The sequence below is a fragment of the Streptomyces sp. NPDC096105 genome (assembly GCF_044763335.1).
Lineage (GTDB): Bacteria > Actinomycetota > Actinomycetes > Streptomycetales > Streptomycetaceae > Streptomyces.
Genome location: NZ_JBIWGC010000003.1, coordinates 360,877 through 386,278 on the forward strand (window position 1 = coordinate 360,877; position 25,402 = coordinate 386,278).

Consider the following 25,402-nt stretch of genomic DNA (forward strand, 5'->3'; position numbering starts at 1 on the left):
GGTCTCGGCCGCGGGCGGTCCCTGCCCGGATGGCGGTCCCCAGAGGCGAAGCGTACCCCCGCCGGGGCGGGGGTCCCCAACGTCCGGGGTGGGGCGCTTTGTCAGCTGTACTGCGGTGGCACGCCGTTTGCCTGGTGCCGCCGGAACCAGTACTGCGCGGGCTTCCCGCAGAGCAGCACCAGGACGGCGACGGCGGAACCGAGCGGCAGGATGCCGAGCGGGACACCCCGTCCCGCCGCGCCGAGCGCGAAGAGGATCTGCGCGGAGGCCAGCGCCAACGAGGCCACGCGCACGCCGCTGCCCGCCTTCGGGAACCGGAACGCCAGCACGAACAGCACGGCGGTCATCAGGTACGTGCTGAAGAACCGCCCCGCCTCCTCCGCTCCCGCACCGGCGGCGACCAGGACGGTCAGCAGCACGGCGATGCCGAACGTCACGAAGATCACGATCTGCGCGGCGCGGACGGGGCCGGGCATGCCGACGGGCCCGGCGCTCCCCGGCCAAGGCGCGACGCCGGGCCATCCGTAGGGGTGAGCGCCGGGGTGGCCGTAGGGGTGGGCGCCGGGCTGCGCGTACGGCTGGGCGACGGGTTGGCCGTAGGGCGACGGGGCTCCGGGCTGCGCGGGGTACGGCGGCCGGGGGCCGGGGGGCGTGGAGGAGGAGGGGTACGACGGGTACGGACACGACGGGTACGCCGGGCCGGGCGACTGCCCCCAGGGGCTGAGCGGGCGGCGGTCCGTAGGGGCCGGGGCCGCCAGGAGGCTGCTGAGGGGACGGTGTCGGATGCTCGTTCGACATGCCGGGACTCTGGCCAGCGGGCTGCGGGAGGGGCCGGAGGAGACCGCGGAGGGGGCGAAGAGGCCGGAAGGAGCCGGAGGAGCCGGAGGAGCCCGAGGGAGCCGTCGCGGGCGGGGTGCGCCGGCGCGAGACGGCGGGCAAGAGAAACGGGCCGGTCCGTGGGGGGGAGACGGACCGGCCCGAGGGGGGGTTTCCACCATAACCCTTCGTAAGTGATGCTGCGTGCATCGGCGCGGCACAACTACTCTCCGGAACCGCCCGGCGACGCCTGGATGCCCTCGGAGGGGCCGTTTCAGGGGTCTCTCCTGGCCGGAACCCAGCGAAAACACGCGGAGAACGAGCGCTGAGGGAGCGCTGTGGGGACTCTGTGCAGGGTGTGACACCAACCCCGCACCTTTCCGGTCACTCTTCCGGCTGTCCCCCCGACGGGTGACCCCGGCGGCGGCTCCGGCTTGACCCGGAGGCGGGGCGACGGGAGGGGAGGCGGGGCGACGGGAGGGGAGGCGGGCGACGGAAAAGGAGAGACGGGCGATGCGGGTGGTGCGGGCGCCGCGCAGCCCCCTCCACTGCGCGGTGACCCTTCCGCGCAGCTTTGCTGACGCGAATCAACTTGGTCCGAACCTAAGTGATGGGCCGTTGCCGGAACCAGACCCCCACCCATAACGATGCGGCAACTACGCGCGTCGACCGGATGCGGCGGCCTCCGCACCGCCCGGACCGCCCGGCCTGCGCGCCTCGACGAGGTGACGCGAGCTGTGGGCCGCGAAGGAGCCCTCGGCCTCGATCCGCTCGTGCAGCTCCCGCAGCCTCGGCCGGTACTCCTCGACGGTGAAGCCGGGGACCATCCAGATCACCTTGCGCAGGAAGTGCACCACCGCGGCGATGTCGAAGAACTCCATGCGCAGCCGCTCGGCCCGCAGCTCCACGACCTCGAGCCCGGCCGCCTCGGCGTCCCGCCGCTCCCGCTCCGGATCGCGCGCGGTACGGCTCTCCTCGGGCTGCGGACCGAGGAAGAAGTCGACGAGTTCGAAGGCGCTGGCGGGCCCCACGTGCTGGGCGAGGTAGGCGCCGCCGGGCTCGAGCACCCGGGCGATCTCGTGCCAGTGCGGCCGGACGGGGTGCCGACTGACGACGAGGGAGAACGAACCGTCGGCGAACGGCAGCGGCGCGGCCTCGGCCGCCGCGACGAGGGCGGCGCCGTACGGCCGGAGCGTCCGCGCGGCCTTGCGGACGTTGGGCGGCCAGCCCTCGGTGGCGACGACGAGCGGGGGCCGTCCCCGAGCCCGGCCGAGGGCGAACGCGAGGACCTCTCCCCCGCCGGTCTGCACGTCGAGCACGGGCCCGTCCACCGAGCCCAGCCGGCCGGCCAGGGTGGTGGCGTACCCCCAGGAGGGACGCGCCTCGACGGCGCGCCCCTCGAACCAGGAGAAGTCCCACCCCTCGGTGGGCACGGAGGCGCCCTCGGCGAGGAGTTCGTCGAACGTGCGGGGGCGGGTACGGGGTCGTGGCCGGGGCCGGGGACGGGGCATGTGGCGAGGATGCCCGAACGCGGGGCCGGCCGTCGCGCGCTTTTCCCGCCCCGCCCCGCGCCGCCCCGCCCCGCGCGCCCGTGGGTTCATACCACGAGGGGCCGTACCTCCTCTGCGGCGAAGCGCACGAAGCCCTCCGGGTCGGGTTCGTCGCCGGTCGGCTGGAGGACGACCGAGTCGGCGCCCGCCTCGGCCAGCCGCCGCACAGCCTCGGCGACGGCGCGGGCGTCCCCGGCAACCCCGAGCTCGGCGTCGGCGCCGTGCCCCTCGGCGACCAGCTCGGCCCGCAGCCGCTCGCGCGCGCCGTCGCCGGTCGCGGTCAGCAGATAGACGACGACCCGGTGACCGGCCGGGTCACGCCCCGCCGCGACCCGTCCCTCCTCGATGAGCCGGCGTGCCTGCCGGACGCCGTCGGCGGAGGTGTCGGCGGTGAGGATGGTGCCGTCGGCGGCCTCCCCGGTGAGCCGTACGGTACGGGGGCCCATACCGCCGGCCAGGACGTCGACGGGGCCGGGCGGGGGCCAGTCGAGCGCGACGCCGTCGAGGGTGACGTACCGGCCCTTGGCCGTGACCGTCTCGCCGGCCAGCAGGGCGCGGAGGGCGAGCAGATGCTCCCGGAGCAGGGTGAGGGGCGACGCGGCGCGCGCGCCGACCTGCCCCATCCAGTCCTGCACGCCGTGCCCGACACCGAGGACCGGCCGGCCCGGGAACATCCGGTGCAGGGAGGCGGCCTCCATGGCGGTGACGGCGACGTTCCGCAGCGGGACGGGCAACAGCCCGATGCCGACGCGCAGGCGCTCGCTCCACGCGAGGGCGGCGGCGCCGGTGGAGATGCCGCCCTCCCGGAAGCAGTCCTCCCACAGCCAGAGCTCGTCGAGCCCGGCTGTGTCGGCCGCCCGCACGACGGAGCGAAGCCGCTCGGGGGCGAGCTGGGGGCGGAACACCGCACCGAGTGTCGTGGTCATGCGGGTGTACCTACCCACGCCGGCCCGCCCCGGCAAACCTTTGCCGGGGCGAGCCCGCACGTGGGGGTGTGGTCAGCGGTTGACGGCCTGGATCTCCTGGACGACGACGTCCTGGGTCGCTCCGAACTCACCGTCGGGCAGGTCGCCGCCCGCGCCACCGGAGCCGGTCCAGTGGACCTCCCACGTGACCGTCGCCTGCAGCGGGAAGGTGCCGTCGCCCGAGGAACGGAGGTACTTCACGCCGCACGGGGGCGTCCGGTTCGCCTTGCCCTTGGCGTAGGGCTCACCGATGCGGCCGTTGTCGATCTCGCAGACGCCGGAGGCGGGGTACGTCTCGGCGTCCGGAGTGCCGGGCTGGATCTTCAGCGAGACCGGCTCCGCCGTGGCGGTCGCGTAGATGCCGATCTCCGGCACGGACGCGGTGACCGACACCGGCTGGAACTCGGCGCCGTCCAGCCACGACCAGGTCGGGAGGTTCACCTTGGTCGCCTGCGCGGGGGCGAGGGTCACCTCGGTGCCGGGGACGCGGATCTCGGAGTAGGCGAGTTCGGCGAGGAGCTCGGGCGTGACGGCGTTCTCGATGTTCGCGGGCGGCGGGTCGCCCTGGTCCACCCAGAAGTAGTCCCTCTTGCAGGAGTCCCAGCCCGGCGGGAAGCTCTTGTCGACGTACGAGCCCCACCAGTAGCCCTTGCCGGACTTGTGCTTGTTGAAGTCCTTCTCGGGGTCGTCGGGGTCCGTGTACTTCTTCCGCTGCTCGTTGTCCCACTCGTGCCCGGTCGACCCGGCCTCCCAGATCGGCTCCAGGTAGGCCTGCAGTTCCTCCGGGGAGTACTTGGGCGCGTACCAGCAGGGCGGAGGCGACCACGAGGTACTCGACGTGAGCGCGCCGACCTTGCCGCCCTTGCCGTTCTTGGAGTGGTCGAAACGGACGCCTCCGGCGGAGACGGAGAGGGTGCCGTCGTCGCTGAGGTTGGCGTCCCCGCCTCCGTTCGTACTTCCGCCGAACCCCGTCTCGGCGTACGCGGGCGTGGTGCCGGCGAGAATCGCAGTGGCGAGTCCCCCGGCTATCAGCAGATGCTTGCCCTTGATCAAGGCTGACACTTCTCGCTCCCCCTCTGCGAGGTCAGACGCTCAGTTACCCACACACCGTTCTTGTTCTTGCGCAGCGTGGCTGCATAGATGACGTAGGAGTTCTTGGTCACCGGTGTCACGTTGATCTTGCCGGTCTCGAGGAACTTGTTGAACGCCTTGCCCTGGTCCTCGCAGTACACCAGCGCGGCTGTACCGTCCTTGTTGACCGTCACGCTCGCATCGTAAAAGCGTGTGAAGCCTGTCGTGCGGGCCTTGTGGTCGACGAACTCCTGAATGAACTCCTCGCTGCCCGCGGCAGCCGTTCCCTCGGTGTAGAAACGGTAGGCCTCGTGGAGCGGGTCCTGCTCTGCGATGGCCATGTCAACAGCTTTGATCCGCTGCTCCGAGTCGCTAAGGATGGCGTCCTTGTCCTCGTCACCCGTTTTCGGCCACTCGAACTTGTAAGTCACGTCCGACGGCAGCTGAATCTTCGGTCGATCCGCCGAAGCGGAAGTCGAAGCACTCGGCGACGCCGACTTCTTGTCGCCTGTGTCGGCTCCCGCGATCTTGTCGCTGTCCTTCGCGGGAGAGTCGTCGTCGCTTCCGCACGCGGACAGCGTCAGGGCCGCGGTGGCGGTCAGCGCGAGCGCTGCGAGCAGGGTAGGACGGCGGTTCACAGTCGGCTCCCGGTGGGGCGAGGCGTCTACATCAGCGCGCCAACGCTACCCAGCGCACGCAGTGCGGCACCAGAGCGAACGGGTCAACTGCAACACAGCCAATACCGAATTGGGACACGGCCGCTCTACGTCAGGACTGACACCTGGCGCTTCCGGCCTGCGAGGCGATCTTCTGGACCACCCACACGCCCTTGGCTTCGTCCTTCTTCAACAACGTGTGGTAGACCACGTAGCTCTTGGCCGTCACCTCGGTCTTCTCGACCTTGCCGGTCTTGAGGTACTTCGCATAAGCCCTGCCCTGGTCCTCGCAGTAGCTGAGGGATGCCGTGCCATCCTGGTCGACGTTCACTTCGGGCACGTAGAAGCGGTAGGAGCCAGTGAGGCTGGCCTTGTGGTCCACGTAGTTCTGGACGAATTGCTGCGTGGTGGCGGCGGCTTCGCCCTCGTAGTAGTAGAGGTACGCCTCGTCGAGCGCGTTCTGGTTGACGATCGCCAAGTCCACCGCCTTGATGGACTGCTCACTGTCCGACAGAACCGCGTCCTTCTCCTTGTCACCGGTCTTCGGCCAGTCGAAGGTGTAGGAGAGGTCGTCGGGAAGTTTGATCTCCGGGCGGCCGTCCGACGCCGGAGCCGCCGACGTTGCCGGTGGAGTCGGTTCCTCAACTTCCGCCGCCTTGTCGCTGCCCTTCGCCGGAGCGTCGGTGCCCTCGCCGCCGCACCCGGTCAAGGGCACGGCTGCGATCACGGCAAGGGTCGTGAGGAAGGCGGAACGGCGGTTCAAGGAAGCTCCCGGTGGGGCGAGGCGTCGCTTTGACGGGGTCACGTTATCTACGGCTGGCATTGAGCCGCGCCCCTGGTCGAGATGATCTGGGACGTCTGCCAGACGCCTTCGGTGTTCTTGTCGAGCCTCGTGTGGTACAGCACGTAACTGTTCCTGGTGACCGGCGTCTTGTGGACTTCGTTGGTCTCCTTGTCCTTGCTGAAGCCCTTGCTCTCGTCCGCACAGAAAACCAGGGCAGCGGAATCCTCGCCCTTCAACGTCACTTCGCGGTCGTAGTAGCGGGCCTCGCCCGTCAGGGTGGCCCCGGCCTCCTCGAACTGGTCGACCCAGTCCCGCGCGGCCTCCAGCGCTTCGCCCGTGTTGTAGAAGGCGAGCGCCTTGCCCTCGGGGTCCGTCCCGGTGATCACCGCGTCGACGGCGCGCATGCGTTCCGCGCTGTCCGCGAGGATCGCGTCCTTGACGGGGTCCCCCGTCTCGCCGCCCTCGAAAGTCAGCTTGAGGTCCGCCGGCAGCTCGATCTGGGGGCGCTGCGTGGGCGAGGCGGCCGACGTGCTCGGGGACGCCGGCTGTTTGCCGCCTCCGGTGTCAGCACCCGCGGCCTTGTCGTCGTCGCTTCCGCACGCGGACAACGTCAGGGCCGTGGCGGCGGTCAGCGCAAGCGCTGCGAGCAGGGTGGGACGGCGGTTCACGTTCGGCTCCCGGCAGGGTGATTTCACGGCTGGCACTTTTCGCTGCCTCGGTCGGAGACGACGTCCGTCGTCTGCCAGACGTTTTCGGTGTTCCTGGCGAGTGCGGCGCGGTAGAGCACATAACTGTCGGCTGTCGCCGGGTTGTCGTCCACCTTGCCGGTCTTCCTGTTCTTCAAGAAGGACTTGCTCTCATCCGAGCAATAGGTGACGTATGCCTTGTTGTCACCGGAAAGCTTCACCTCGTAGTCGAAGTACCGGGTCTCCCCGACCCATGTGTCGTTCGCCTTGATGTACCGGAGCACAAAGTCGATCGCGCCGCTCAACGCCCGGTCCACGTTGTAGAAGCCCAGGGCCTCGGTATCCGTCGACCCCTTGAAAATGGCCTCGTCCACGGCGTTCACGCTCAGCGTGCTGTCACGCAGCGCCGCGTCCTTTGCCACATCCCCCGTCTTCTCGTACTCGAAAATGTTCTTCGCGTCGGACGGGAACGTGATGGTCGGGCGCCCGCTCGAAGCCGAGGCGGTCGGTGCCGGGGCCGGGGAGGCCGACCCGTCTTCTGTCTGCTTGTCGCTGCCCTTCACCGAGGCGTCGGTGTCGTCGCTTCCGCACGCGGTCAGAGTCAGGGCTGTGGTCACCGCAAGGGTCGTGAGGAAGGCGGAACGGCAATTCAAGGAAGCTCCCGGTGGGGCGAGGCGTCGCTTTCGTGGGGTCACGTTATCCAGCTGCGGGGTACGTTCGCCGGGAGTGAGGGGAGGCACGGTCGTGCGGTGGCGGGACGGGCGTGGGGAGTTGGTCGTGCGGGAGCGGCACGGAGCCGTCAGCGCACGCGTGCCGTTGGAGATCGCCGCCTCCTATCGGGCGCGGACCCGGGGACTGCTGGGGCGGGACAGCCTGGAGGGCGCTCTGTTGCTCTCCCCCGCGAACAGCATCCACACCTTCCGTATGCGCATGCCCATCGACGTCGCCTACCTGGACCGCCGGCTCCGCGTCCTCGCCGTGCGCACCATGCCGCCCGGACGGCTGGGGCGGCCACGCGTCCGGGCACGGCATGTGATCGAGGCCGAGGCGGGGGCGATGGAGCGGTGGGGGCTGGTCGTGGGGGCCGTGGTGGAGGTGGCGGGGCAAGAGGGTGGTTGAGTCGTCTTAGTTCTCTCCTCGCGGGAAGGAGATCTCCACCCTTCGGTTCTTCTTCCGGCCGGCCTCCGTCGAGTTGTCGGCGATCGGGTAGTCCTCGCCGTAACCGCGCACCTCGTACGTGATGTTCGCGTCGCTCAACTCCTGTTCGAGGATGCCGTGCACCGCGTTGGCCCGCTTGCGGGACAACACGTCGCCGTGGGCGGACGAGCCCAGGTCGTCCGTGAAGCCGAAGACGCGGATGCGGGTCGCGTTCTGCGTCTTGATCTCGTTCGCGATGACGCTGATGCGGGCCCTCGCCTGTGCGGAGATCTTGGCGCTGTCCTTGCCGAAGAGGACTTCCGCCTGGAGGGCGAACTTCACATCCGTGTTCGTGTCCTCGCGTCGCTCGTCCCCGCTCTGGTCCTCGACGACGGACTTGATGTCCAGCACCTTCGGCTCCGCGAGGGTGGCACCGTCCGGGAGCTTCAGGTCGGGGTCGTTGGAGTCCAGCTCCACGGGCGCGGAGGCGCTGGCTTCCGTGCCCGGGGGGACGCTCGGTCCGTCGTCGGCGTGGGCCACGGCCGGACCGGTGGCCAGCAGGGTGGCCAGCGTGCCGATGAGAAGAAGGCGCGTGTGTGTCATCCTCTGCCTCACCCAGAGATCTGGATGGTGCCGCTGGCGAACGTCGGCAACTGGAAGGTGACCTCCGACGAGTTGGCCGGTGGGGCCGGGAACTGCATGAACACCGGGATCGACTCGCCGGCCTTCAGACGCGGCATGTTCGTCGTGGTGAGCGGACGCCCCTCGGTGTCCCGCAGAACGTAGTAGCGCTTCTTGCTCGCGCTGTCGACGAGCGTGGCACCGCCGAGCGACGGCCCGTGCCTGAGGATCTCCGTCTCGACTCCCGCGGCCCGGAGCGAGACACGCGCGGGCTCGGAGCTGTCGTTCTTCAACTCCCCGCTCACGGTGACGAAGCCACCTGCATCTCTCGTCGCCGACGTGATCTTGAGGATCAAACCACCCTCACCGCGGAGTTCCGTCAGGGCCTCATCGGTTCCCTCCTGGGTACTCGGGTTGGGGGCGTTACCCTTCGAAGCAGAGGCCGACGTCTTCGGCTTTCCGTCCTCACCGTCACCGTCACCGCCTCCGCCGCAGCCGGTGAGACCGAGGGCCAGTCCGGCCGCAACAACCAGCGCGATGGCCCCCGTCCGGGCCTTCGTTGTGAACCGAACGCTCATACCCTGCATCCTCAGTCACTCGTCGTTTGCCTGTCAGTCGGCCAGATGCACGTCGAAGAGATCCTCGGGCTTCGGCAGCAGATCCTCGGGCGTCTCAGGGACCAGCTCCCAGTCGACCCCGCCCTTGCAGCTGAGCGTGGGGAGCTCTTCCTCTGCGTCCGATTCCTCTTCCTCAGTGGGGAGCTCAAAGCCGCAGCGCGGCTCGATCACCGCGGTGGCCGTCGCCCGTGACTTCTTCGTCTCGGTGCCGGGCACGATGGAGTCCCCGACTGTCTTGTTCGTCTGCACTTCGACCGTGTAGCTGAGGAGACCGTCCGCATTGCAGCTCAGGACCGTGGCCTCGTTACTGGCGGCCAGTTGCTCGGCCCGCCAGCAGGACGGCGTCAGCCCCTCCGCCATGCCGTCGAAGATGTCCTGCCACTTTTCAGGGTCGAGAAGGTTCTCCACCCACGCCCCGGACAGTTGGTCCCGCCTTTCCTGAGCGGCCGCGAGTGCCGCCGCATCGGCGGCGGTCTGGGCACCGTTTCTGTTCGCTGCGGCTTGACCGACTGCCAGGTAGGCGAACGCCAGGAAGAGCAGGCCTCCCACCACCGTGATGTAGATGGGGAATGCCTGCCCTGCGTCAGTCGAAGAGCAACGGCGGGTCAGCCGACCAGCTCGTCGATCTTGTTCACGATGGCGTCGTAAATCGTCTGTCCGATATTCGTCCCCGTGATCGCCAGCACAATGGCCACCACCACCGCGATGATGCCCAGGTACTCCACCGCCGTCTGGCCCCGGTCGTCGCGACGGGCCGCTCGGGACTGGAGGTGCCTGACCGTCGTGTTGATCCAGTTGCCCATGGTGTTCCCCTCCGGCTGACGCGGTGGCGGCCTGGGTCCCGGGGCCGCTGTCGACCTCGGCACCGTACGCGTGGGCGGCGAGGCCCCTGAAGGGTCCCGAGGCCCAATTCCGGACCCAAATGCGGGCCCATCGCATTGTGCGCGTGCGCCTCACCACCGGCCAACCCCCTCCTCGGCCGAATTACGCCCCGTCCCCAGCCACTTCGCGATGGCCTCGGAACGGCTCGTGCTGTGCAGCTTCGCGAAGATGCGGTTGATGTGGTTCTTGACCGTCTTCTCGCTGATGAAGCAGGTGGCGGCGATCTGCTGGTTGGTCATGCCGGACGCGATGAGCTCCATGATCTCCGCCTCCCTCGCGCTCAGCCCGTATGCCGACCTGTCAGACACCGACTGTGCCACATCCGGTTGCAGCTGCGAAAGGTTTTCCATAGAAGTACGCCCTTCGGTGGACCAACTCCCGCCAGAACCAGCCACGGGTACGGCACTTCCCGCGCTCCCCGCACGCAGTTGCGCAAGCAATGTGTCCGCCGCCGTCGGCGTCAGGTGCGGTCTCCCTCGCCGGGCGTCCCGTACCGCCGCCACCAGCTCGTCGGGCGTGAACTCACCGTGCACCAAGTACCCGTTCGCGCCTCGCCGCAGTGCCTCGTGGACGATGTCCGACTCCCCGCTGTACGTCAGCATCAGGACCGCCGTCAGCGGCACCAGGTGCGGGAGGGCCGCGAGGCCGTCCACCCCTGGCATGCGGACGTCCAGGAGCACCACGTCGGGACCGTGGGCGAGCGTCGCCCCGTACGCCTCCCTGCCGTCCGCCGCCTCCGCCACCACCTCGACGTTCTCGCGGCCGGTGAGGAGCGCCGCCAGCCCCGCGCGGACCACGGGGTTGTCGTCGGCCACGACCACGCGGACGGGCTCCGGGGGCGGAACCTCCCCGAAGGGGTTCGGTTCACCGGTCATGGCGGGCCTCCAAGGACACTGCTCGTCGTCACCGCCGCGAGCGGCAGTTCCAGGCGGACCTCCGTGCCGCGTCCCCGTTCGCCCCGCCCGAAGCTGATGCGTGCGCCGACCGAGGCCGCCCGTTCCGCCATGCCGACCAGGCCGAAGTGGCCCGAGCGGCGTAAGCGGGCGAGGTCGGTGTCGGCGGGGAGGCCGGTGCCGTCGTCGCGGACGGTGACGGTCAGCAGGTCGCCCTGGACACCGGCCCGGACGTCGATGCTGCTCGCCCGTGCGTGGCGGTGGGCGTTCTCCAGCGCCTCCGAGGTGATGGAGAGGAGCTGGCGGGCCACCGTCGGGGGGACGGGCGGGGCGGGTGCTTCACCTGTCCTCCCGTACGACACCGGCACCTCACCGCGTTCCCTGAAACCCCGCACCGCGCACGCCAGTTCGGACAGGACGTCCACCTCCCGGCCCGGGTCCCCCTCCCTCCGCAGGTCCGTCAGCAGCTCGCGCGACTCGGCCGCGGCCCTCCGCGCGGACCGGGCCACGAGTCCCGCCTGGCGTCTGACCAGGGCCGGGTCCATGCGGGCCGCGCCTGCCGAGCAGGCCAGGCCGTCCGCCGCGAGGGCGACCCCGTGCAGCGTCTTGGCGACCGAGTCGTGCATCTCCCGTGCCAGCCGCGCGCGTTCGGCGCTGACCGCCTCGGTGACGGCGAGCCGGGCCCGGACGGCGGCCAGGGCGCGGGTCGCCTCGCCGAGGTGGAGCATCAGCTTGCGCAGGCTGGAACCGACCGCCCCCGCGATCACGCACAGGCCGGGCAGGATCAGTGTCTCGGCGGGTTCCGTGTGCGGGTTGTCCAGCGCCGCGTGGACCAGCAGCAGGATCAGGCCCTGGAGCGAGGCGAAGACGGCGGCGCCGCGCCAGCCGTAGATGAGGCCCGCGAGCAGCGGGGTGCAGACGCTGACGTAGGCGAGGGTGGTGTCGGGGCCGGCGGAGACCAGCAGCAGGGCGCCGAAGAGGGTGTCGGCCGCGAGGAGGGTGGGGTGGCGCAGGAGGAGGGGCCCGAAGCGCTCCCAGTCGCGGAAGAGGGCGTACGACACCATGAAGGTGACGACGACCGCGATGCCGACCAGGCGTACGCCCCAGCCGGGGCCCGCGTTGAGGAGGGCGGACGGGGCGGCGACGGCGATCATCGCGAGCCGGAAGCCGAAGGCCTGGCGGCAGAGCGCCTGGAGGGCGTTCACCTGGAGCTGGGTGTCCGTGACCGGTGGGACGGCCGGCTCTTGGGGAGCCGCGGGCGCGGGCGCGTACCACCGGGCGGGGCCGGGGACCGGGGGTGTTCCCGTGAGTCCCTGCGGGGTCCGGGCGCGCACCGCTGCCGGCGTCCCCGCCCGCCGCTGAGCCGGACGGCGGCGCCCTCGCCGCCACGTTCGTGACCTCGTCGTCGTCATCGCACCCCGCCCCACGTCACTCGCCCGTGAGCGAGCCGAAGTCGGTGCCGGAGCCGAGGATCAGGCCGGCTCCGAGGAGGATCATCGTGGCCGGAACCATGAAGGTGGTGATCATCATGGTGGCCTTGGGGACCGCGCGGGCCGCCTTGCGGCGGGCGTGCTGCGCGTCCGTGCGGCGCATGTCCTTGGCGAGCGCCACCAGCGTGTCGACGATCGGCGCGCCCAGCTCCTCGCCCTGCTGGAGCGCGGTGACGAACATGGCGACCTGCTCGGAGTCGTTGCGCCGGCGCAGCTCGGCGAAGGCCTGCCTGCGGCTCATCCCGAGGTCCATCTGGCGCAGGGTGATGCGCAGTTCGTCCGCCCAGGGGCCCTCGTACTGGGACGCGACGCGCTCCAGGGCCTGACGGAAGCCGAGGCCGGCGCTGACCACGACCGCGAGGACGTCCAGGAAGTCGGGCAGGGTGCGCTCGATGACGTCCCTGCGGACGCGGATCGCCGACCAGATGCCGACCTCCGTCCAGAACGCGCCGAACGCGAGCAGGAGCAGGGCCACGAGGAGCTGGCCGCGCATCAGGAACACCAGGAAGCCGAAGCCGCCGAGGGCGCCGTAGACGGCGCGGCGGGCGGCGTAGCGGTGGATGGTGAGACCGCCGGGGTTGCCCGCCAGGTCGATCTTGCGGCGGTACTTGGCGACCAGCGTCGGGCCCATGAGGCGCAGCACGGCGGGGGCGTAGCGCATGCCCATGCGGTCGATGAGGGAGTCGACCGCGCCGGTGCGGGTGGAGCCGACCTCCAGGGCGAGCATCAGGTCGCCGGGGAGTTTCGCCTCCGCCCGGTACATGCGGATGCCGGCGAAGATGCCGCACACGGCGAGGGCCATGAGCGCGGCGAGCAGCAGTGCCATGTCGTCGTCCCCTTCCCGGCTCAGACGTCGATGCGGGACAGGCGGCGGATGAGCAGGAAGCCGACGGCGTACAGGCCGAAGGCGACGAGGACGGCGATCTGTCCGGCCGGTGAGCCGGTCATGCGCTCCAGGGCGCCGTCCTTCACGCCGTTCATCAGGAACAGCGAGCCGACGCCGAGCACGGGCACGGCGTACGAGGTCAGGCTGACCTGGGAGAGCTGGGTGCGGACCTCGCGCCGGGTCTCCTTGCGTTCCTCCAGCGTCTCGGTGAGGTTCCGCAGGGCGCTCACGACCTGGCCGCCCGCCCGGTGGGACAGCACCAGCGTGGTGACGAGGACGACGAGTTCGCGGGAGGGGAGCCGGTCGGACAGTTCGCCGAGGGCGTCCTCCATCGAGGCGCCCATCGCGAGCTGGTTGGCCACCTTGGCCAGTTCCTCGCCGGCCGGGGCCTCCAGCTCCTCGGCGGCGATGCCGATGGCGGTGCGCAGGGCGAGGCCCGCCTGCGTGGCGTTGGCGAGGATGCGGGCCAGCTCGGGAAGCTGGTTGATGAACCGCTCGATGCGCTTCTGCCGCTGCCAGTTGAGGAACTGCACGGCCGCCCAGACGCCGAGCAGTCCCGCGATGGGGCCGAAGAAGGGGGCGAGGGCGGCCTGGCCGACCAGCCACAGCCCGGCGACGGCGGCGAGCATCGCCACGAAGAACTCGCCGGGCGTGACGTCCAGGCCGGTGGCGAGCAGGCGGAGCTCCAGCTTGCGGCCGAGGCGGGTACGGCGCAGCCTGCGGTCCAGCGTGGGGAAGCGACGCCGGCGTCCGGCGGACGGGAGCTCCCCGGTGGCCGACAGCCGGTCCACCAGCGCCTGCCGCTGCGCCCGGCCGGCCGCGTAGAAGTGCACGCCGGCGACCGCGAGGACGCAGGTCAGTAGGGTGACGCCGGTGGTCAGCGTGATCAGGTTCTGCAGCTCCATGGGGGTGGTACCTACCTGGCTTCTCGGGTGGCGAGCTGGTCGGCGTGGTGGGCGATGCCGAACGCCTGCGGGACGGGCTGGCCCGCCATGTAGAGGCGGTCGGCGGTCCGCCGGGGCAGGGGATGGTGGACGTAGGAGCCGTGGACGCGGCCGTCGGAGGTCATCGGGAGCGCGTCGAAGCGGGCGGCCGTGGCCAGCCGGTACGGCTCCCCGCCGTGGCTCTCCAGCAGGGCGATCTCGGTGATGCGGCGGGCGCCGTCGGCGAACCGGGTGAGCTGGACGATCACGTCGACGGCGCTGTTGATCTGGTCGTGCAGGGCGACGAAGGGGATCTCCACGTCGGACATGGAGGCGAGGGTCTGCAGCCGGGTGAGGGCGTCCTCGGCGCTGTTGGCGTGGACGGTGGCGAGGGAGCCGTCGTGGCCGGTGGACATGGCCTGGAGCATGTCCAGGGACTCGCCGCCGCGGACCTCGCCGACGACGATGCGGTCGGGCCGCATGCGCAGGGAGTTGCGCACCAGGTCGCGGATGGTGACGCGGCCCTTGCCCTCGACGTTGGGCGGGCGGGACTCCAGGCGGATGACGTGCGGCTGCTGGAGCTGGAGTTCGGCGGAGTCCTCGATGGTGATGATGCGTTCGCCCTCGGGGATCAGCCCGGACAGGGCGTTGAGCAGGGTCGTCTTTCCGGTGCCGGTGGCGCCGGACACGATGATGTTGAAACGGGCCTGCACCAGTCCGGCCAGCAGGTACAGCATGGGTTCGTCGAGCGAGCCGAGGCCGATCAGCTCCTGGAGGGTGAAGGAGCGCGGGAAGCGGCGGATGGTGAGGACCGCGCCGGTCAGGGACAGCGGCGGGATGATCACGTTGACGCGCTCGCCGGACGGCAGCCGGGCGTCGACCATGGGGTTGGACTCGTCGACGCGGCGGTTCACGGTGGACACGATGCGTTCGATCGTCTGCATGAGCTGGTCGTTGGAGGCGAACCGCAGCGGCAGCTGCTCCACCCGGCCGCCGCGCTCGACGAAGATGGCGTCCGGGCCGTTCACCATGATCTCGGTGACGGACGGGTCCTCCAGCAGCGGTTCCAGGATGCCGAGGCCGAGGGCCTCGTCGACGACCCGGCGGATCAGCTGGGAGCGTTCGACCGTCGACAGGACGGGGCCCTCGCGGCTGATGATGTGGCCGAGGACGCGTTCCAGCCGGGCCCGGCGCTCGGCCGGGGACAGCGCGCTCATCTCCGCGAGGTCGATCTCCTCCAGGAGCTTGGCGCGGTAGGACGCGACGAGGTGGCCGTCCTCGCCCCGTCCGGTCCTCTCCTCGGGGGAGTTGATGCGTGCCCGCAGGCTCATGAGTCGCTCGCTCCTCGTCCTTGTCCCGGTCCCCGTCCGCTTCCCGGTCCTCGTCGTCGGTCGTCGGTCGTCGTCGTTCGCCGTCGGTCGTGCCGGTCCCCGGCCGCCGTCCGACGCGGCCCTCGGTCGGCGGTCGTCGGTCGTTCCGGTCGTCGTCCGGCCGGCCACCGCTCGGTTCAGTGGTCCACGGGCATCGTGGCGCTCCTCCCCGCCGACCCGAAGTCCCAGCCGGGCACGATCGACGGGATGTCGATCCGGGCGGTGACGGTGACCTCGTCGCCGCCCCCCGCCGTGCCGCAGGAGGTGCCGTCGGCCAGCCAGGAGCTGACGGCTGCCGCGCAGGCGGTCTGGGCGCCCTGGTCCAGGGAGGCGCTGCGGGCGCCCGCGCGGGCGGCGGTGCCCGCCTGCTGGGCGGTGTAGGCGATCAGGCCGAGCTGCACCCCGGCCATCGCCACGAGCAGCAGGATCGGCAGGAACCCCAGGTACTCGATCGCCACCTGCCCGTGATCGCGGCGGCGGCCGTCGGTGTGCCGGTACGCCGTGTCAGTGCGTCGGTACGGCATGTCAGTCCGTCTCCTCCTCGACCGCGCCCGCGTGACCGGTCACGTCGAACGGGAACGACAGGGTGCCGGGGAAGAGGATCGGCACGGTGAGCTTCACGTCGGCGGTGACCATGCCGCCGCCCGTCGCGCAGGTCACCGTCGCGCCGCTCCCCCAGGCCCCGGACAGCTTGTCCAGGCCGGCCTCCTGGCAGGCGCCCTGACGTGCGCCGGGGGACGCGGCGGTCCCGGCCCGCGCCGCCTCGTCGGCGGCGTTCCCGGCGAGCGTGAAGGTGTAGCCGACCAGCACGAGCTGCCACAGCACGACCAGCGTGACGAGGATCGTCGGGGTCATGCCGAGGAACTCGACGGTGACCTGCCCCCGGTCGCCGTACGGCCGTCCCCGGTCGCCGTACGGCCGTCCCCGGTCGCCGTACGGCCGTCCCGCGCCGGCGGCCGGCCGCCGGCGTCCCGTCGTCCCCGCAGCCCGCCCGCCGCCGCTCATCCCGTGCCGTCCCTGCGCCGCCGGAAACTGACCGCGCCCCGGTCGCCGCGCAGCCGTCCGCCCTTGTGGACGGTCTCCGCGGCCCGCACCAGGCCGAGTTCGCCGGCCAGCGCCCACATCGCCCGCTTCACGGTGCTCTTGGCCTCCAGCTCGTGCACGCGCCCGGCGTCCACGACGCCCTGGAGCTCCTTGAAGTGGGCGGGGACCGTGGTGGCGGCGACCGCGGTGCCGGTGATCCGCGCGATGAGCGGCGGCTGGATCTCCGTGGACCGGGTGTGCCGGTTGACGACGACCGTGGTCTCCTCCGCCTTGCGGATCTGCAGCCGGTCCCACATCCGCACCGTCCGCTTGGCGCCCCGTACGGCGATGACGTCGGGGGTGGTGACCAGGAGGGCCCGGTCGGCCATCTCCACGGCCGCCGCGCCCGCCCCGCCGAGCTGGGCGCCGCAGTCGATGACGACGACCTCGTAGCGGGAGCGCAGGGCGCTGACGATGTGGCGGGCGGCCCGGTCGGTGACCTCCTCGCCGCGTTCGCCCTCGGCGGGGGCGAGGAGCAGGGCGAGGCCGCTGTCGTGGCGGAAGACGGCGTCGGCGAGGACGCGCGGGGAGATGTCGTTGATCGCGGCCAGGTCGACGACGGACCGGCGGAACTGGACGTCCAGGTAGGAGGCGACGTCCCCGGTCTGCAAGTCCATGTCGACCAGGGCGGTGGCCCGTCCGGAGGTCTGGGCGGCGAGCGCGAGCTGCACGGCGGTGAGGGTGGCGCCGACCCCGCCCTTGGCGCCGCTGACGGTGACGACGGTGCCTCCCGCGCCGGTGAACGGGTCGCCGGCGGCGCCCAGGTGGCGTCGTACGCCGGCCGACCACTGGGCGACCGCCTGGACCCGGCTGGCGAGTTCCTCGTAGCCGAGCGGGAGGGCGACCAGGCCGCGGGCGCCGTGGTCCATGGCGGCCTGGAAGAGGCCGGGGCTCGCGTCGGAGGTGACGAGGACGACGCCGACGGCGGGGAAGCGGAGGGCGACCTCGCGGATGAGTTCCAGCGCGGGGACGGGGCCGATCCCCTCGTGGACGACGACCACCTCGGGCAGTTCGTCGAGGGACTCGGCGGCCAGCCGGGAGAGGGTGTCGGCGAGCTGCGTGGAGTCGGTCACCGGGACCAGCGGCTCGGCGTCGGGGAGCTGGCTGAGCAGTGTGGTGAGGGACCGGACCGCGTCCGCGTCGCCGGCTGCCGGGAGGATCCTGGTGGACATGCGGGCCTCTCACTTGTCCTGCGCGAGTTCGTACGTCCGGTCCTTCTCGGGGACGCCGGTGCCGCCCCCGGGGCCGACCAGCGCGAGCCGCACCCGCTGGGCGAACGACTCGGCGTAGGTGATGCGCTGGGCGTCGAGGGGGGACAGCGCGAAGGTGATCGGGACGGCGTCGGCGGGCCCGCGGCGGTCGTCCTCGTCCGGCTGGAGGGCGGTGAGCCGGCCCACGTCGAGGACCTTGGCGCCCGTGACGATGATCTTCGACTGGTCGGGGTCGCCCTCGCGCTGTCCCTCGAAGGTGGCGTACACGTTGACCGTGGAACCGGGGGTGATCTTGCCGGCCACGCCGGTCGCCGCGTCGATCATGATGGCGACCTCCTGCTGCCCCGGCTGGAGGGCGGGCCGGTCCACGATCATGTCGTTCTGCAACAGCGACCCCTTGCGCAGGGTGGTGACGGCGATCTTGCCGCGGAGGTCGTCGAGGTCGGTGACGGCGTTCTCCGACAGCCACCGCTCGGGCATCTCGATCCGCTCGAACTGGTCGGCGCCGAGCGTGGTGTAGGGCGCGATGTCGGTCTTCAGGCGGTACGCGGCGACCTCGGGGCCGACCTTGGAGCGCACGTCGTCGATGACGGAGAGCACGCCGGCGAACGCGCCGAGGGCGCACAGGACCGACAGGAGGATGAGTATCACGCCGCGGCGCTGACGGGAGTTCATGAACCGTGCAACCTCGTTGGGGTGGGGCGGTCGGGCGGGGCGGTGCGGGCTCGTGCGGTGGGCGGACGGGTCAGGTGCCCCGGGTGAGGGCCGGTCTGCCCTCGGGGGCGGGCGGGGTGGCCGAGCAGAACACGCAGCGGTCGCCGATGACGTCGATGCCGCACCAGTGGCAGGTGCCGCGCCGCACGGACGTGACCAGTTGGTAGAGCACGGACAGGTCGGGCAGGTAGGTGCAGAACTCGACGAGCTTGCCGGTGCCCCACCAGGTGCCCGACTCGGCGGGCAGCGGGGCCTCGCGCAGGCCCTGCACCCGCCAGGCGGGCGCGAGGGTGGTGGTGACCCAGTCGGACGGGAGCTGGCCGCGGGCGACGAGCATCCAGGTGCCGAACTCGGGTCCGTCCAGCGCGGTGCCGGGGCCGAGACGGACGAGCTGCGGCTGCGGGTGGGCGAGGACGGCGAACTGGCTGCCGGGCATCCAGGACTTGGCGTGCTGCTTGAGGTCGACGGGCACCCGGTCGAGGCGGGCGACGGAGCCCAGCAGCGCCCCGGCGTGGAGGTAGTGGGTGAGCAGACGGCCGGCCGAGGCCAGTACGCCGGGTCCGATGTCGCAGGAGGCGAGCTGGCGCAACTGGCGGGCCAGCACGGCCACGGCGAGCGGCGGCAGGTCGGGGCGGAACAGGGCTATCCGGTCGCTCTCCAGGAGGGAGCGCAGGGTGTGCAGCCGCCGCAGCACGGGGGCGGGGGTGGCCGGGGAGCACACGACGACGACATGGCCGTGCAGCTCGACGACGGCCTGGAGTTCGGCCAGCACCTGGTCGAGCGGGCGGGTGCCGACGTCGCGCAGCACGACGGCGGGCAGGGTCCGTTCGTCCTGCGCCGGCAGCGCCATGTCGGCGCCGGTCACGGCAATGGCGGTTGGCACGCGCGGCTCCCCGATCTCCCCATGCCCGTCGGCCCACCGGGTGTTACTCCGGCGCACCCTCGTGACTTCACTGCGTGACTACCTCAGCACTGTATCCGCGGGTCTGTGGCCGGAGAACAGCCTTTGAGCAGCCGGCCGGCAACTCCCGGGCACACAGTGCACCAAAACGGGACAGGCCGATCATCTCGCCGGTCTCGGCACGACACCGACGGTGTGGGTTCCGTGCACCGGCTTGACGCCGGACCCGCCCCGGGTCCTCCGGGCCACGCTTCCCATCCGCCCGCCGCCCTACGCGCGGACGGACGCCCCCGTTTCCGGTCTGGACCTATTGACAAGGCGATTGGTCTGGACCACGGTGTGGGGCATCAACGGTGGCCACCGTCGCTTCCCCTCCCCAACTCCCCCACCGGAGGCCCCAAGTGGACCGCGCACCACGCACGTCCGGACGCGGCAGACGCCCCTGGGCGGCCGCCCTCGTCTCCGCCATGGCCCTCGCCCTCCCGCTCGCCGGCGCGGGCCAGGCGACCGCGGCCGACGTCAACAACGCGAAGAACGCCGGCTTCGAGTCGGGCCTGAGCGGCTGGACCTGCTCCGCGAACAGCGGCAGCGTCGTCCCCTCCCCGGTGCACGGCGGTTCGGCCGCGCTGAAGGCCACACCCGCCGGGCAGGACAACGCCCGCTGTTCCCAGACGGTCGCGGTGCGGCCCGACTCCACGTACCGGCTGTCCGGGTGGGTGCGGGGCGGGTACGCCTACCTGGGCGTGACCGGCACCGGCACCACGGACGTGTCCACCTGGACGCCGGACTCGACCAGCTGGAAGCAGCTGTCGACCAGCTTCTCCACGGGCGCCGGCACCACGTCGGTGACGGTCTACACGCACGGCTGGTACGGCCAGCAGCCCTACTACGTCGACGACGTGTCCGTCCTCGGCCCCGACGGGGGCGGCGGCGGTGACCCGGAGCCGTCGGTCCCGGGCACGCCGGGCGGGCTGACCGTCTCCGGCACGACGGCGGCCTCGGTGACGCTGGCGTGGAACGCGGTGTCCGGCGCGACCGGCTACACCGTCTACCGCGACGGCGCCCGGGTGACCGCCGTGACCGGCACCTCGGCGACGGTGACCGGGCTGGCGGCCGCCACGTCGTACTCCTTCCAGGTCGCGGCGACCAACGCGGCGGGCGAGTCGGCGAAGTCGGCGGCGGTGTCCGTGCGGACGCGGGAGAACGGCGGCGGCGGGGGCGGTGACCTGCCCCGGCACGCGGTGACCGGCTACTGGCAGAACTTCGACAACGGCGCGACCGTGCAGCGGATCTCGGACGTCCCGGACCAGTACGACATCATCGCGGTCGCCTTCGCCGACGCCACCGGCACCCCGGGCGCCGTCACCTTCACCCTGGACTCGGCGGGTCTGGACGGCTACACCGTCGACCAGTTCAAGGCGGACGTCCGGGCCAAGCAGGCGGCCGGCAAGAAGGTCATCATCTCGGTGGGCGGCGAGAAGGGCACCGTCTCGGTGAACGACTCGGCCTCCGCGACGAACTTCGCGAACTCGGTGTACGCGCTGATGCGGGAGTACGGCTTCGACGGCGTGGACATCGACCTGGAGAACGGCCTCAACGCGACCTACATGACGCAGGCGCTGCGGGCGCTGTCCGCGAAGGCGGGCCCGTCGATGATCCTGACGATGGCGCCGCAGACCATCGACATGCAGTCGACGTCCAACTCCTACTTCCGGACCGCGCTGAACGTGAAGGACATCCTCACGGTCGTCAACATGCAGTACTACAACAGCGGTTCCATGCTGGGCTGCGACGGCAAGGTCTACAGCCAGGGCTCGGTGGACTTCCTCACCGCGCTGGCCTGCATCCAGCTGGAGAACGGCCTCGACCCGTCGCAGGTGGGCCTCGGCCTGCCGGCCTCGACGCGGGGCGCGGGCAGCGGCTACGTGGCGCCGTCCGTGGTGAACGCCGCCCTGGACTGCCTGACCCGCGGCACCAACTGCGGCTCCTTCAAGCCGTCGAAGACCTACCCGGACCTGCGCGGCGCGATGACCTGGTCCACCAACTGGGACGCGACGGCCGGCAACGCCTGGTCCAACGCGGTGGGCCCGCACGTCCACGCCCTGCCGTGACCGACCCTGTCTCCACCCCGACCGCCCCTGTCCGGCTCACCGGGCAGGGGCGGCGGCGTCCGCGCGCTCAGCCGATCCGGACGAGGACGCCGTCCCCGTCGCGGGCCGCCGCGCGCAGGTACGTCGCCAGGGCGTCGTAGTGGGCGGTCACCTCGTCCAGCGGCTCCCCGCGCTCCCGGACGATCGTGGGGCGTCACCCCGGCCGCGGCCAGGCCGGACGGGGTGACGCCCTCGGTCAGCCGGGCGGGAGGCGTGGCGGCGAGGGCCTCGGCGGCGGTGCGGACCTGTTCCGGGGTGAGGCAGCGGGGCGGTCCGTAGCTCCGGTCCTCTCCTCCTCGCCGAGGACGACGTCCACGGGGAAGCCGGTGCGGCGGAGCAGGAGGTCGAGGGCGTGTCACCTCTTGTCCGTGTCGAAGCGGCGCGCCCGGTCCCCCGGCGGTTCCTCGTCCCCCTCCCGCTCGATCAGGTCCTGGACACGCTGGTACGCCCAGTCCGGGGCGCCGGCCGGCGCCCGAACTCGGCGGCCGTCAGGCGCGCGTACTCCCCGATCATGCCCATGGCGGCTCCCCAGAAGGCCGGCGGCCGTGCGCGCCGATGACGCGGTCATCCTGACAGCGGCCGCTGACAACGGGCGGCGCGGGCTGTGTCCGGCGCCACATGAAACATTTCCCGGGGCCCACCGCATCAATGAGGTGGGAACGGTTCGGGGAGCGCGACGGGGGCGGCGGAATGCGACAGCAGCGCACGGCGGACTACGCGGAGTTCGCCTCCGCACGGGCAGGACACCTGTACCGGTCCGCATGCCTGCTGACGGCCGGGGACACCCACCTCGCCGAGGACCTCGTGCAGGAGACCTTCGGCCGGCTGTACGTCCGCTGGGGGCGCGTGTCCCGGGCCGAGAACCCGGCCGCGTACGCGCAGACCGTGCTCACCCGGACCTTCCTCGCCCACCGGCGGCTGCGCAGCAGCCGGGAGCGGGCGACCGACACGTTCCCCGACCTGCCTGGCGCCGCCGACGGGGACGCGCCGCTGCGGCTGACGCTGATGGCCGCGCTCGCCCGGCTGCCCGCCAAGGACCGGGCCGTCGTCGTCCTGCGCTACTGGGAGGACCGCTCGGTGGAGCAGACCGCCGACGTGCTGAACGTCAGCTCGGCGGCCGTGCGCACGCGGTGCGTCCGCGCGCTCGGCCGGCTGCGGGAGCTGCTGGGTGAGGACGTCCACGAGTACGCCCGCCCCTGACCCCGGCCGCCCGGCCCTCCCTCCGGCTTCCGGCTCCCCACCTCAGACCTCACGCCTCACACCCGCGGAAAGGGTGGTCCGTCATGCCCGAGAACCAGCACCACGACCTCTTCGAGGACCGGTTCGCCGCAGCTCTGCGCGACACCGGCCACAGCTTCCGCACCGACGACCCCGCCGCCCTCGTCACCGGGGGCCGGGCGCGCGGGCGCCGGACCCAGCTGCGGCGGACGGCCGTGCTGGGCGGGGCGGCCGGCGTCGCCCTGGTCGGCGTGGGCGGGGCGCTGCTCCTGCCGTCCGACGCGGCTGACCCCCGGCGGACCTCCGCGGCCGCCGGCCCGGCCACGACCGCGAGCCCCTCGGCCGCGAGCCCCTCGCCCGCCACGGCCTTCTCGGGCGACGACGTCCTGCGCTCGCTCAAGGAGCTGCTGCCGAGGGGCACGTACCTCGAGGAGGAGGCCCAGGGCACGGAGTCGCTGATGCCCCCGCACGCGCGGGTGGTGTTCGACGACGGCGGGGGCGCGGCGGCCGTCGGCCTGAGTCTGGACCGGGTGGAGCCCGGCAGCGAGCAGGCCCGCGAGCTGGCGAACTGCCCGGACGAGGCGCTCGTCCCCCACGACGACTGCACCTCCGCCAAGCTGCCCGACGGCTCCCGGCTGATGCTGTTCCGCGGCTACGAGTACCCGGACCGGCGGGTGGAGACCAGGTGGTGGAACGCCGAGCTGGTCACGCCCCAGGGGCACCACGTGTCCTTGAGCGAGTGGAACGCGCCGGCGCAGAAGGACGCCCCGGTCTCCCGCCCGCGGCCACCGCTGACCGTCGAGCAGTTGAAGGAGGTCGTCACCGCCGACGTGTGGCGGCGGGTGGTGGACGCCATGCCGAGGAGCCCGAAGCCGTCGGTCACCGGCCAGGCGCCTCCGGCGGGGATGCCGGGCAGGGCGATCGCCGACACGCTCGCCGGTCTGCTGCCCGACGGGCTCACCGTGATCGCCGAGGGCGGACAGGAGAGCGGGTACGCCCACCTCGTCGTCGACGACGGCAAGGGCGGGAGCCTCGTCCAGATCAACGTGCAGCCCGGCATGGGCGACGTGGCCGGCGCTCTCTTCGGGGACGCCGGGACGCGGCCCGACGGCACCCTGGTCACCACCCGGAAGTCGCCCGGGGAGAAGGGCGGCGCGGGCGTCGTCATGTGGACCGCCGACACCCTGCGTCCCGACGGGCTGCGGGTCGTGGTCAGCGCCTTCAACACGGCCGCCCAGCACGAGGACGCCACTCGTGACGCCCCCGCGCTCACCCTCGGGCAGCTGCGGGAGATCGCGCTGAGCACGGAGTGGGACGCGGGGGCGTGAGGCGGGCCGGCCGTCGCCTCAGAAGAACTCCGACCACGGCTGGTCCCAGATCTGCTTGACGGCCAGGACCAGGAAGAGCAGGCCCGCGGCCGCCAGCATGCCGTTGCTCAGGGGGCCGCTGCGCCATTCGCGCGGGGTACGGGAGGAGTTGAGGAGCCACAGCAGGGTGAGGGCGAGGAACGGCATGAAGGCCGCACCGAGGACGCCGTAGATGATGATCAGGCGGAACGGCTCGTCCTGGAACAGCAGGATCATCGGCGGGAAGGTGAGCCACAGCAGGTAGGCGCGGAAGGTCCAGGAGCGTTCCCGGCGCCCGGAGGCCAGCTCGTCGGCGCGCGCCTGCCGCTCGCCGCGCTGCCGGGCCAGGAAGTCGGCGAACATCAGGCTCACGCCGTGCCAGACGCCGATCAGGGAGGTGAAGGAGGCGGCGAAGAAGCCGACCAGGAACAGCGTGCCGGTGGTCGCTCCGTACCGGTCCTCCAGGATGTCGCCGAGCTGGATCAGCCCCTGGTCGCCGCTGGAGATGGCGATGCCGGCCGAGTGCAGCAGCTCCGCGCCGACGAAGAGCATCGCGACGACGAAGACGCCGGTGGTGAGGTAGGCGACCCGGTTGTCCAGCCGCATGACCTTCATCCAGCCGGTGCCGGTCCAGCCCTTGGCGTTGACCCAGTAGCCGTAGGCGGCCAGCGTGATGGTGCCGCCGACGCCGCCGATCAGGCCGAGGGTGTTGAGGACGGAGTCCTCCTCGTCGGGCAGCACGGGGAGGAGTCCGGCGAAGGCGTCGCCCAGGTTGGGGGTGACGCGGAACGCCAGGTAGACGGTCACCACGAACATGACGCCCACCAGGACGGTCATGACCTTCTCGAACACCGCGTACTTGTTGAACCAGACGAAGGCCAGACCCACCAGTCCGCAGGCGATGCCCCAGTACTTGAGGCCCATTACGCCCGGGAACAGCGCCTGGAGCGGCAGCGCGCTGGACGACATGGCGGCCGCGCCGTAGACGAAGCCCCAGATGACGGCGTAGACGGCGAAGAACCAGGTGGTCCAGCGGCCGAGGCCGGCCCAGCCGTCGAACAGGGTGCGTCCGGTGGACAGGTGCCACCGTCCGCAGGCCTCCGCGAGGGAGATCTTCACCAGGCAGCCGACGACCGCGGCCCACAGCAGGGTGTAGCCGAAGTTGCTGCCGGCGATGAGGGTGGCCACGAGGTCGCCGGCGCCCACGCCGGTCGCGGCGACGACGATGCCGGGGCCGATGTGGCGCCAACTGGACGTGCGCGAGTGGGGGCCGGGCCCGGCCTTCGCCCCGGTGTCCTGGGTGTTTCCCGTGGTGTCCGCCATGGGGTCAAGAAAGCGGACGGGTGCCGGTCCGGCAAGAGGGCGTGCCGGGATCTTCACCGGTTCCACCTGGCCGCGCGGCGACTTCGCACCCTTGACCTGATCATGCCAT

General features: G+C 71.7%; 28 protein-coding genes. 4 read left to right on the top strand and 24 right to left on the bottom strand.

All coding sequences use genetic code 11. The features are described from left to right. Positions 1-101: 101 nt before the first annotated feature. The 8 genes from ACIQ8B_RS07155 to ACIQ8B_RS07190 all read right to left on the bottom strand — a co-directional run bounded on the left by ACIQ8B_RS07155 (position 102) and on the right by ACIQ8B_RS07190 (position 7,145). Positions 102-476, bottom strand: a complete 375-nt coding sequence (locus tag ACIQ8B_RS07155) for a hypothetical protein (protein WP_403545865.1) — start codon at positions 474-476, stop codon at positions 102-104. Between the two features lie 996 nt (positions 477-1,472). After that, on the bottom strand, positions 1,473-2,327 hold the full coding sequence (locus ACIQ8B_RS07160) for a methyltransferase domain-containing protein (RefSeq protein ID WP_403545867.1): 855 nt from the start codon (positions 2,325-2,327) through the stop codon (positions 1,473-1,475). Between the two features lie 86 nt (positions 2,328-2,413). Then, positions 2,414-3,292, bottom strand: a complete 879-nt coding sequence (locus ACIQ8B_RS07165) for an LLM class flavin-dependent oxidoreductase (RefSeq protein ID WP_403545869.1) — start codon at positions 3,290-3,292, stop codon at positions 2,414-2,416. Between the two features lie 72 nt (positions 3,293-3,364). Beyond that, positions 3,365-4,366 carry a hypothetical protein gene (locus tag ACIQ8B_RS07170; RefSeq protein WP_403546032.1) on the bottom strand — a complete coding sequence of 334 codons (1,002 nt, stop codon included), beginning with the start codon at positions 4,364-4,366 and terminating at the stop codon, positions 3,365-3,367. Between the two features lie 14 nt (positions 4,367-4,380). After that, positions 4,381-5,040: a hypothetical protein gene (locus ACIQ8B_RS07175; RefSeq protein WP_403545871.1), complete on the bottom strand. Its 660-nt coding sequence runs from the start codon at positions 5,038-5,040 to the stop codon at positions 4,381-4,383. Between the two features lie 130 nt (positions 5,041-5,170). Then, positions 5,171-5,821, bottom strand: coding sequence for a hypothetical protein (locus ACIQ8B_RS07180; RefSeq protein ID WP_403545873.1), 651 nt, complete (start codon positions 5,819-5,821; stop codon positions 5,171-5,173). Positions 5,822-5,868: 47 nt separating this feature from the next. Continuing rightward, positions 5,869-6,510, bottom strand: a complete 642-nt coding sequence (locus ACIQ8B_RS07185; protein WP_403545875.1) for a hypothetical protein — start codon at positions 6,508-6,510, stop codon at positions 5,869-5,871. A 23-nt stretch (positions 6,511-6,533) separates the two neighbouring features. Next, entirely contained in the window at positions 6,534-7,145 is a 612-nt protein-coding gene (locus ACIQ8B_RS07190; RefSeq protein WP_403545877.1) for a hypothetical protein, read from the bottom strand. A gap of 109 nt (positions 7,146-7,254) precedes the next feature. On the opposite strand from ACIQ8B_RS07190, the gene ACIQ8B_RS07195 reads away from it, so the two are divergent. Further along, positions 7,255-7,647 carry a DUF192 domain-containing protein gene (locus tag ACIQ8B_RS07195; RefSeq protein WP_403545879.1) on the top strand — a complete coding sequence of 131 codons (393 nt, stop codon included), beginning with the start codon at positions 7,255-7,257 and terminating at the stop codon, positions 7,645-7,647. Positions 7,648-7,653: 6 nt separating this feature from the next. Here ACIQ8B_RS07195 and ACIQ8B_RS07200 read toward each other — a convergent pair whose 3' ends face one another. The 14 genes from ACIQ8B_RS07200 to ACIQ8B_RS07265 all read right to left on the bottom strand — a co-directional run bounded on the left by ACIQ8B_RS07200 (position 7,654) and on the right by ACIQ8B_RS07265 (position 19,220). Beyond that, complete coding sequence (locus ACIQ8B_RS07200; protein WP_290008061.1) at positions 7,654-8,268, bottom strand: OmpA family protein; 615 nt, start codon at positions 8,266-8,268, stop codon at positions 7,654-7,656. 8 nt (positions 8,269-8,276) lie between these two features. Next, positions 8,277-8,864, bottom strand: a complete 588-nt coding sequence (locus tag ACIQ8B_RS07205) for a hypothetical protein (protein WP_403545881.1) — start codon at positions 8,862-8,864, stop codon at positions 8,277-8,279. A gap of 33 nt (positions 8,865-8,897) precedes the next feature. Continuing rightward, entirely contained in the window at positions 8,898-9,512 is a 615-nt protein-coding gene (locus ACIQ8B_RS07210; RefSeq protein WP_403546034.1) for a pilus assembly protein TadG-related protein, read from the bottom strand. Further along, the gene (locus ACIQ8B_RS07215) at positions 9,509-9,706 is read right to left on the bottom strand and encodes a Flp family type IVb pilin (protein WP_403545883.1); all 198 of its coding nucleotides are present in this window, start codon (positions 9,704-9,706) and stop codon (positions 9,509-9,511) included. Before ACIQ8B_RS07215 ends, ACIQ8B_RS07210 begins: the two co-directional genes overlap by 4 nt. A gap of 150 nt (positions 9,707-9,856) precedes the next feature. Next, positions 9,857-10,660 (bottom strand): response regulator, encoded by an 804-nt coding sequence (locus ACIQ8B_RS07220; protein WP_403545885.1) that lies wholly within the window; start codon positions 10,658-10,660, stop codon positions 9,857-9,859. Further along, entirely contained in the window at positions 10,657-12,090 is a 1,434-nt protein-coding gene (locus ACIQ8B_RS07225; RefSeq protein ID WP_403545887.1) for a sensor histidine kinase, read from the bottom strand. The genes ACIQ8B_RS07220 and ACIQ8B_RS07225 overlap by 4 nt, the downstream gene beginning before the upstream one ends. A 16-nt stretch (positions 12,091-12,106) precedes the next feature. Next, positions 12,107-12,994 carry a DUF5936 domain-containing protein gene (locus ACIQ8B_RS07230; RefSeq protein ID WP_290008054.1) on the bottom strand — a complete coding sequence of 296 codons (888 nt, stop codon included), beginning with the start codon at positions 12,992-12,994 and terminating at the stop codon, positions 12,107-12,109. A 20-nt stretch (positions 12,995-13,014) separates the two neighbouring features. Next, positions 13,015-13,959 (bottom strand): type II secretion system F family protein, encoded by a 945-nt coding sequence (locus tag ACIQ8B_RS07235; protein ID WP_290008053.1) that lies wholly within the window; start codon positions 13,957-13,959, stop codon positions 13,015-13,017. Between the two features lie 11 nt (positions 13,960-13,970). Continuing rightward, complete coding sequence (locus ACIQ8B_RS07240) at positions 13,971-15,308, bottom strand: CpaF family protein (protein WP_403545890.1); 1,338 nt, start codon at positions 15,306-15,308, stop codon at positions 13,971-13,973. A 176-nt stretch (positions 15,309-15,484) separates the two neighbouring features. Further along, the gene (locus ACIQ8B_RS07245; RefSeq protein ID WP_403545892.1) at positions 15,485-15,871 is read right to left on the bottom strand and encodes a TadE/TadG family type IV pilus assembly protein; all 387 of its coding nucleotides are present in this window, start codon (positions 15,869-15,871) and stop codon (positions 15,485-15,487) included. Between the two features lies 1 nt (position 15,872). Beyond that, complete coding sequence (locus ACIQ8B_RS07250; protein ID WP_354671004.1) at positions 15,873-16,352, bottom strand: TadE/TadG family type IV pilus assembly protein; 480 nt, start codon at positions 16,350-16,352, stop codon at positions 15,873-15,875. Then, positions 16,349-17,602: a CpaE family protein gene (locus tag ACIQ8B_RS07255; protein WP_403545894.1), complete on the bottom strand. Its 1,254-nt coding sequence runs from the start codon at positions 17,600-17,602 to the stop codon at positions 16,349-16,351. Before ACIQ8B_RS07255 ends, ACIQ8B_RS07250 begins: the two co-directional genes overlap by 4 nt. 9 nt (positions 17,603-17,611) lie before the next feature. Continuing rightward, positions 17,612-18,316: a Flp pilus assembly protein CpaB gene (cpaB, locus tag ACIQ8B_RS07260; RefSeq protein ID WP_403545896.1), complete on the bottom strand. Its 705-nt coding sequence runs from the start codon at positions 18,314-18,316 to the stop codon at positions 17,612-17,614. Positions 18,317-18,386: 70 nt separating this feature from the next. Further along, entirely contained in the window at positions 18,387-19,220 is an 834-nt protein-coding gene (locus ACIQ8B_RS07265) for a hypothetical protein (protein ID WP_403546036.1), read from the bottom strand. Between the two features lie 437 nt (positions 19,221-19,657). Here ACIQ8B_RS07265 and ACIQ8B_RS07270 point away from each other — a divergent pair, with 437 nt between their 5' ends. After that, positions 19,658-21,367 (top strand): chitinase, encoded by a 1,710-nt coding sequence (locus ACIQ8B_RS07270; RefSeq protein WP_403545898.1) that lies wholly within the window; start codon positions 19,658-19,660, stop codon positions 21,365-21,367. Here ACIQ8B_RS07270 and ACIQ8B_RS07275 read toward each other — a convergent pair. Then, the gene (locus tag ACIQ8B_RS07275) at positions 21,262-21,765 is read right to left on the bottom strand and encodes a DUF1877 family protein (protein ID WP_403545899.1); all 504 of its coding nucleotides are present in this window, start codon (positions 21,763-21,765) and stop codon (positions 21,262-21,264) included. The genes ACIQ8B_RS07270 and ACIQ8B_RS07275 overlap by 106 nt on opposite strands. 331 nt (positions 21,766-22,096) lie before the next feature. On the opposite strand from ACIQ8B_RS07275, the gene ACIQ8B_RS07280 reads away from it, so the two are divergent. Continuing rightward, entirely contained in the window at positions 22,097-22,606 is a 510-nt protein-coding gene (locus ACIQ8B_RS07280; RefSeq protein ID WP_290008040.1) for a SigE family RNA polymerase sigma factor, read from the top strand. A gap of 83 nt (positions 22,607-22,689) precedes the next feature. Next, complete coding sequence (locus tag ACIQ8B_RS07285; RefSeq protein WP_403545901.1) at positions 22,690-23,952, top strand: hypothetical protein; 1,263 nt, start codon at positions 22,690-22,692, stop codon at positions 23,950-23,952. 18 nt (positions 23,953-23,970) lie between these two features. On the opposite strand, the gene ACIQ8B_RS07290 is transcribed toward ACIQ8B_RS07285, so the two are convergent. After that, positions 23,971-25,293, bottom strand: a complete 1,323-nt coding sequence (locus ACIQ8B_RS07290) for an Nramp family divalent metal transporter (protein ID WP_403545903.1) — start codon at positions 25,291-25,293, stop codon at positions 23,971-23,973. Positions 25,294-25,402: the final 109 nt, after the last annotated feature.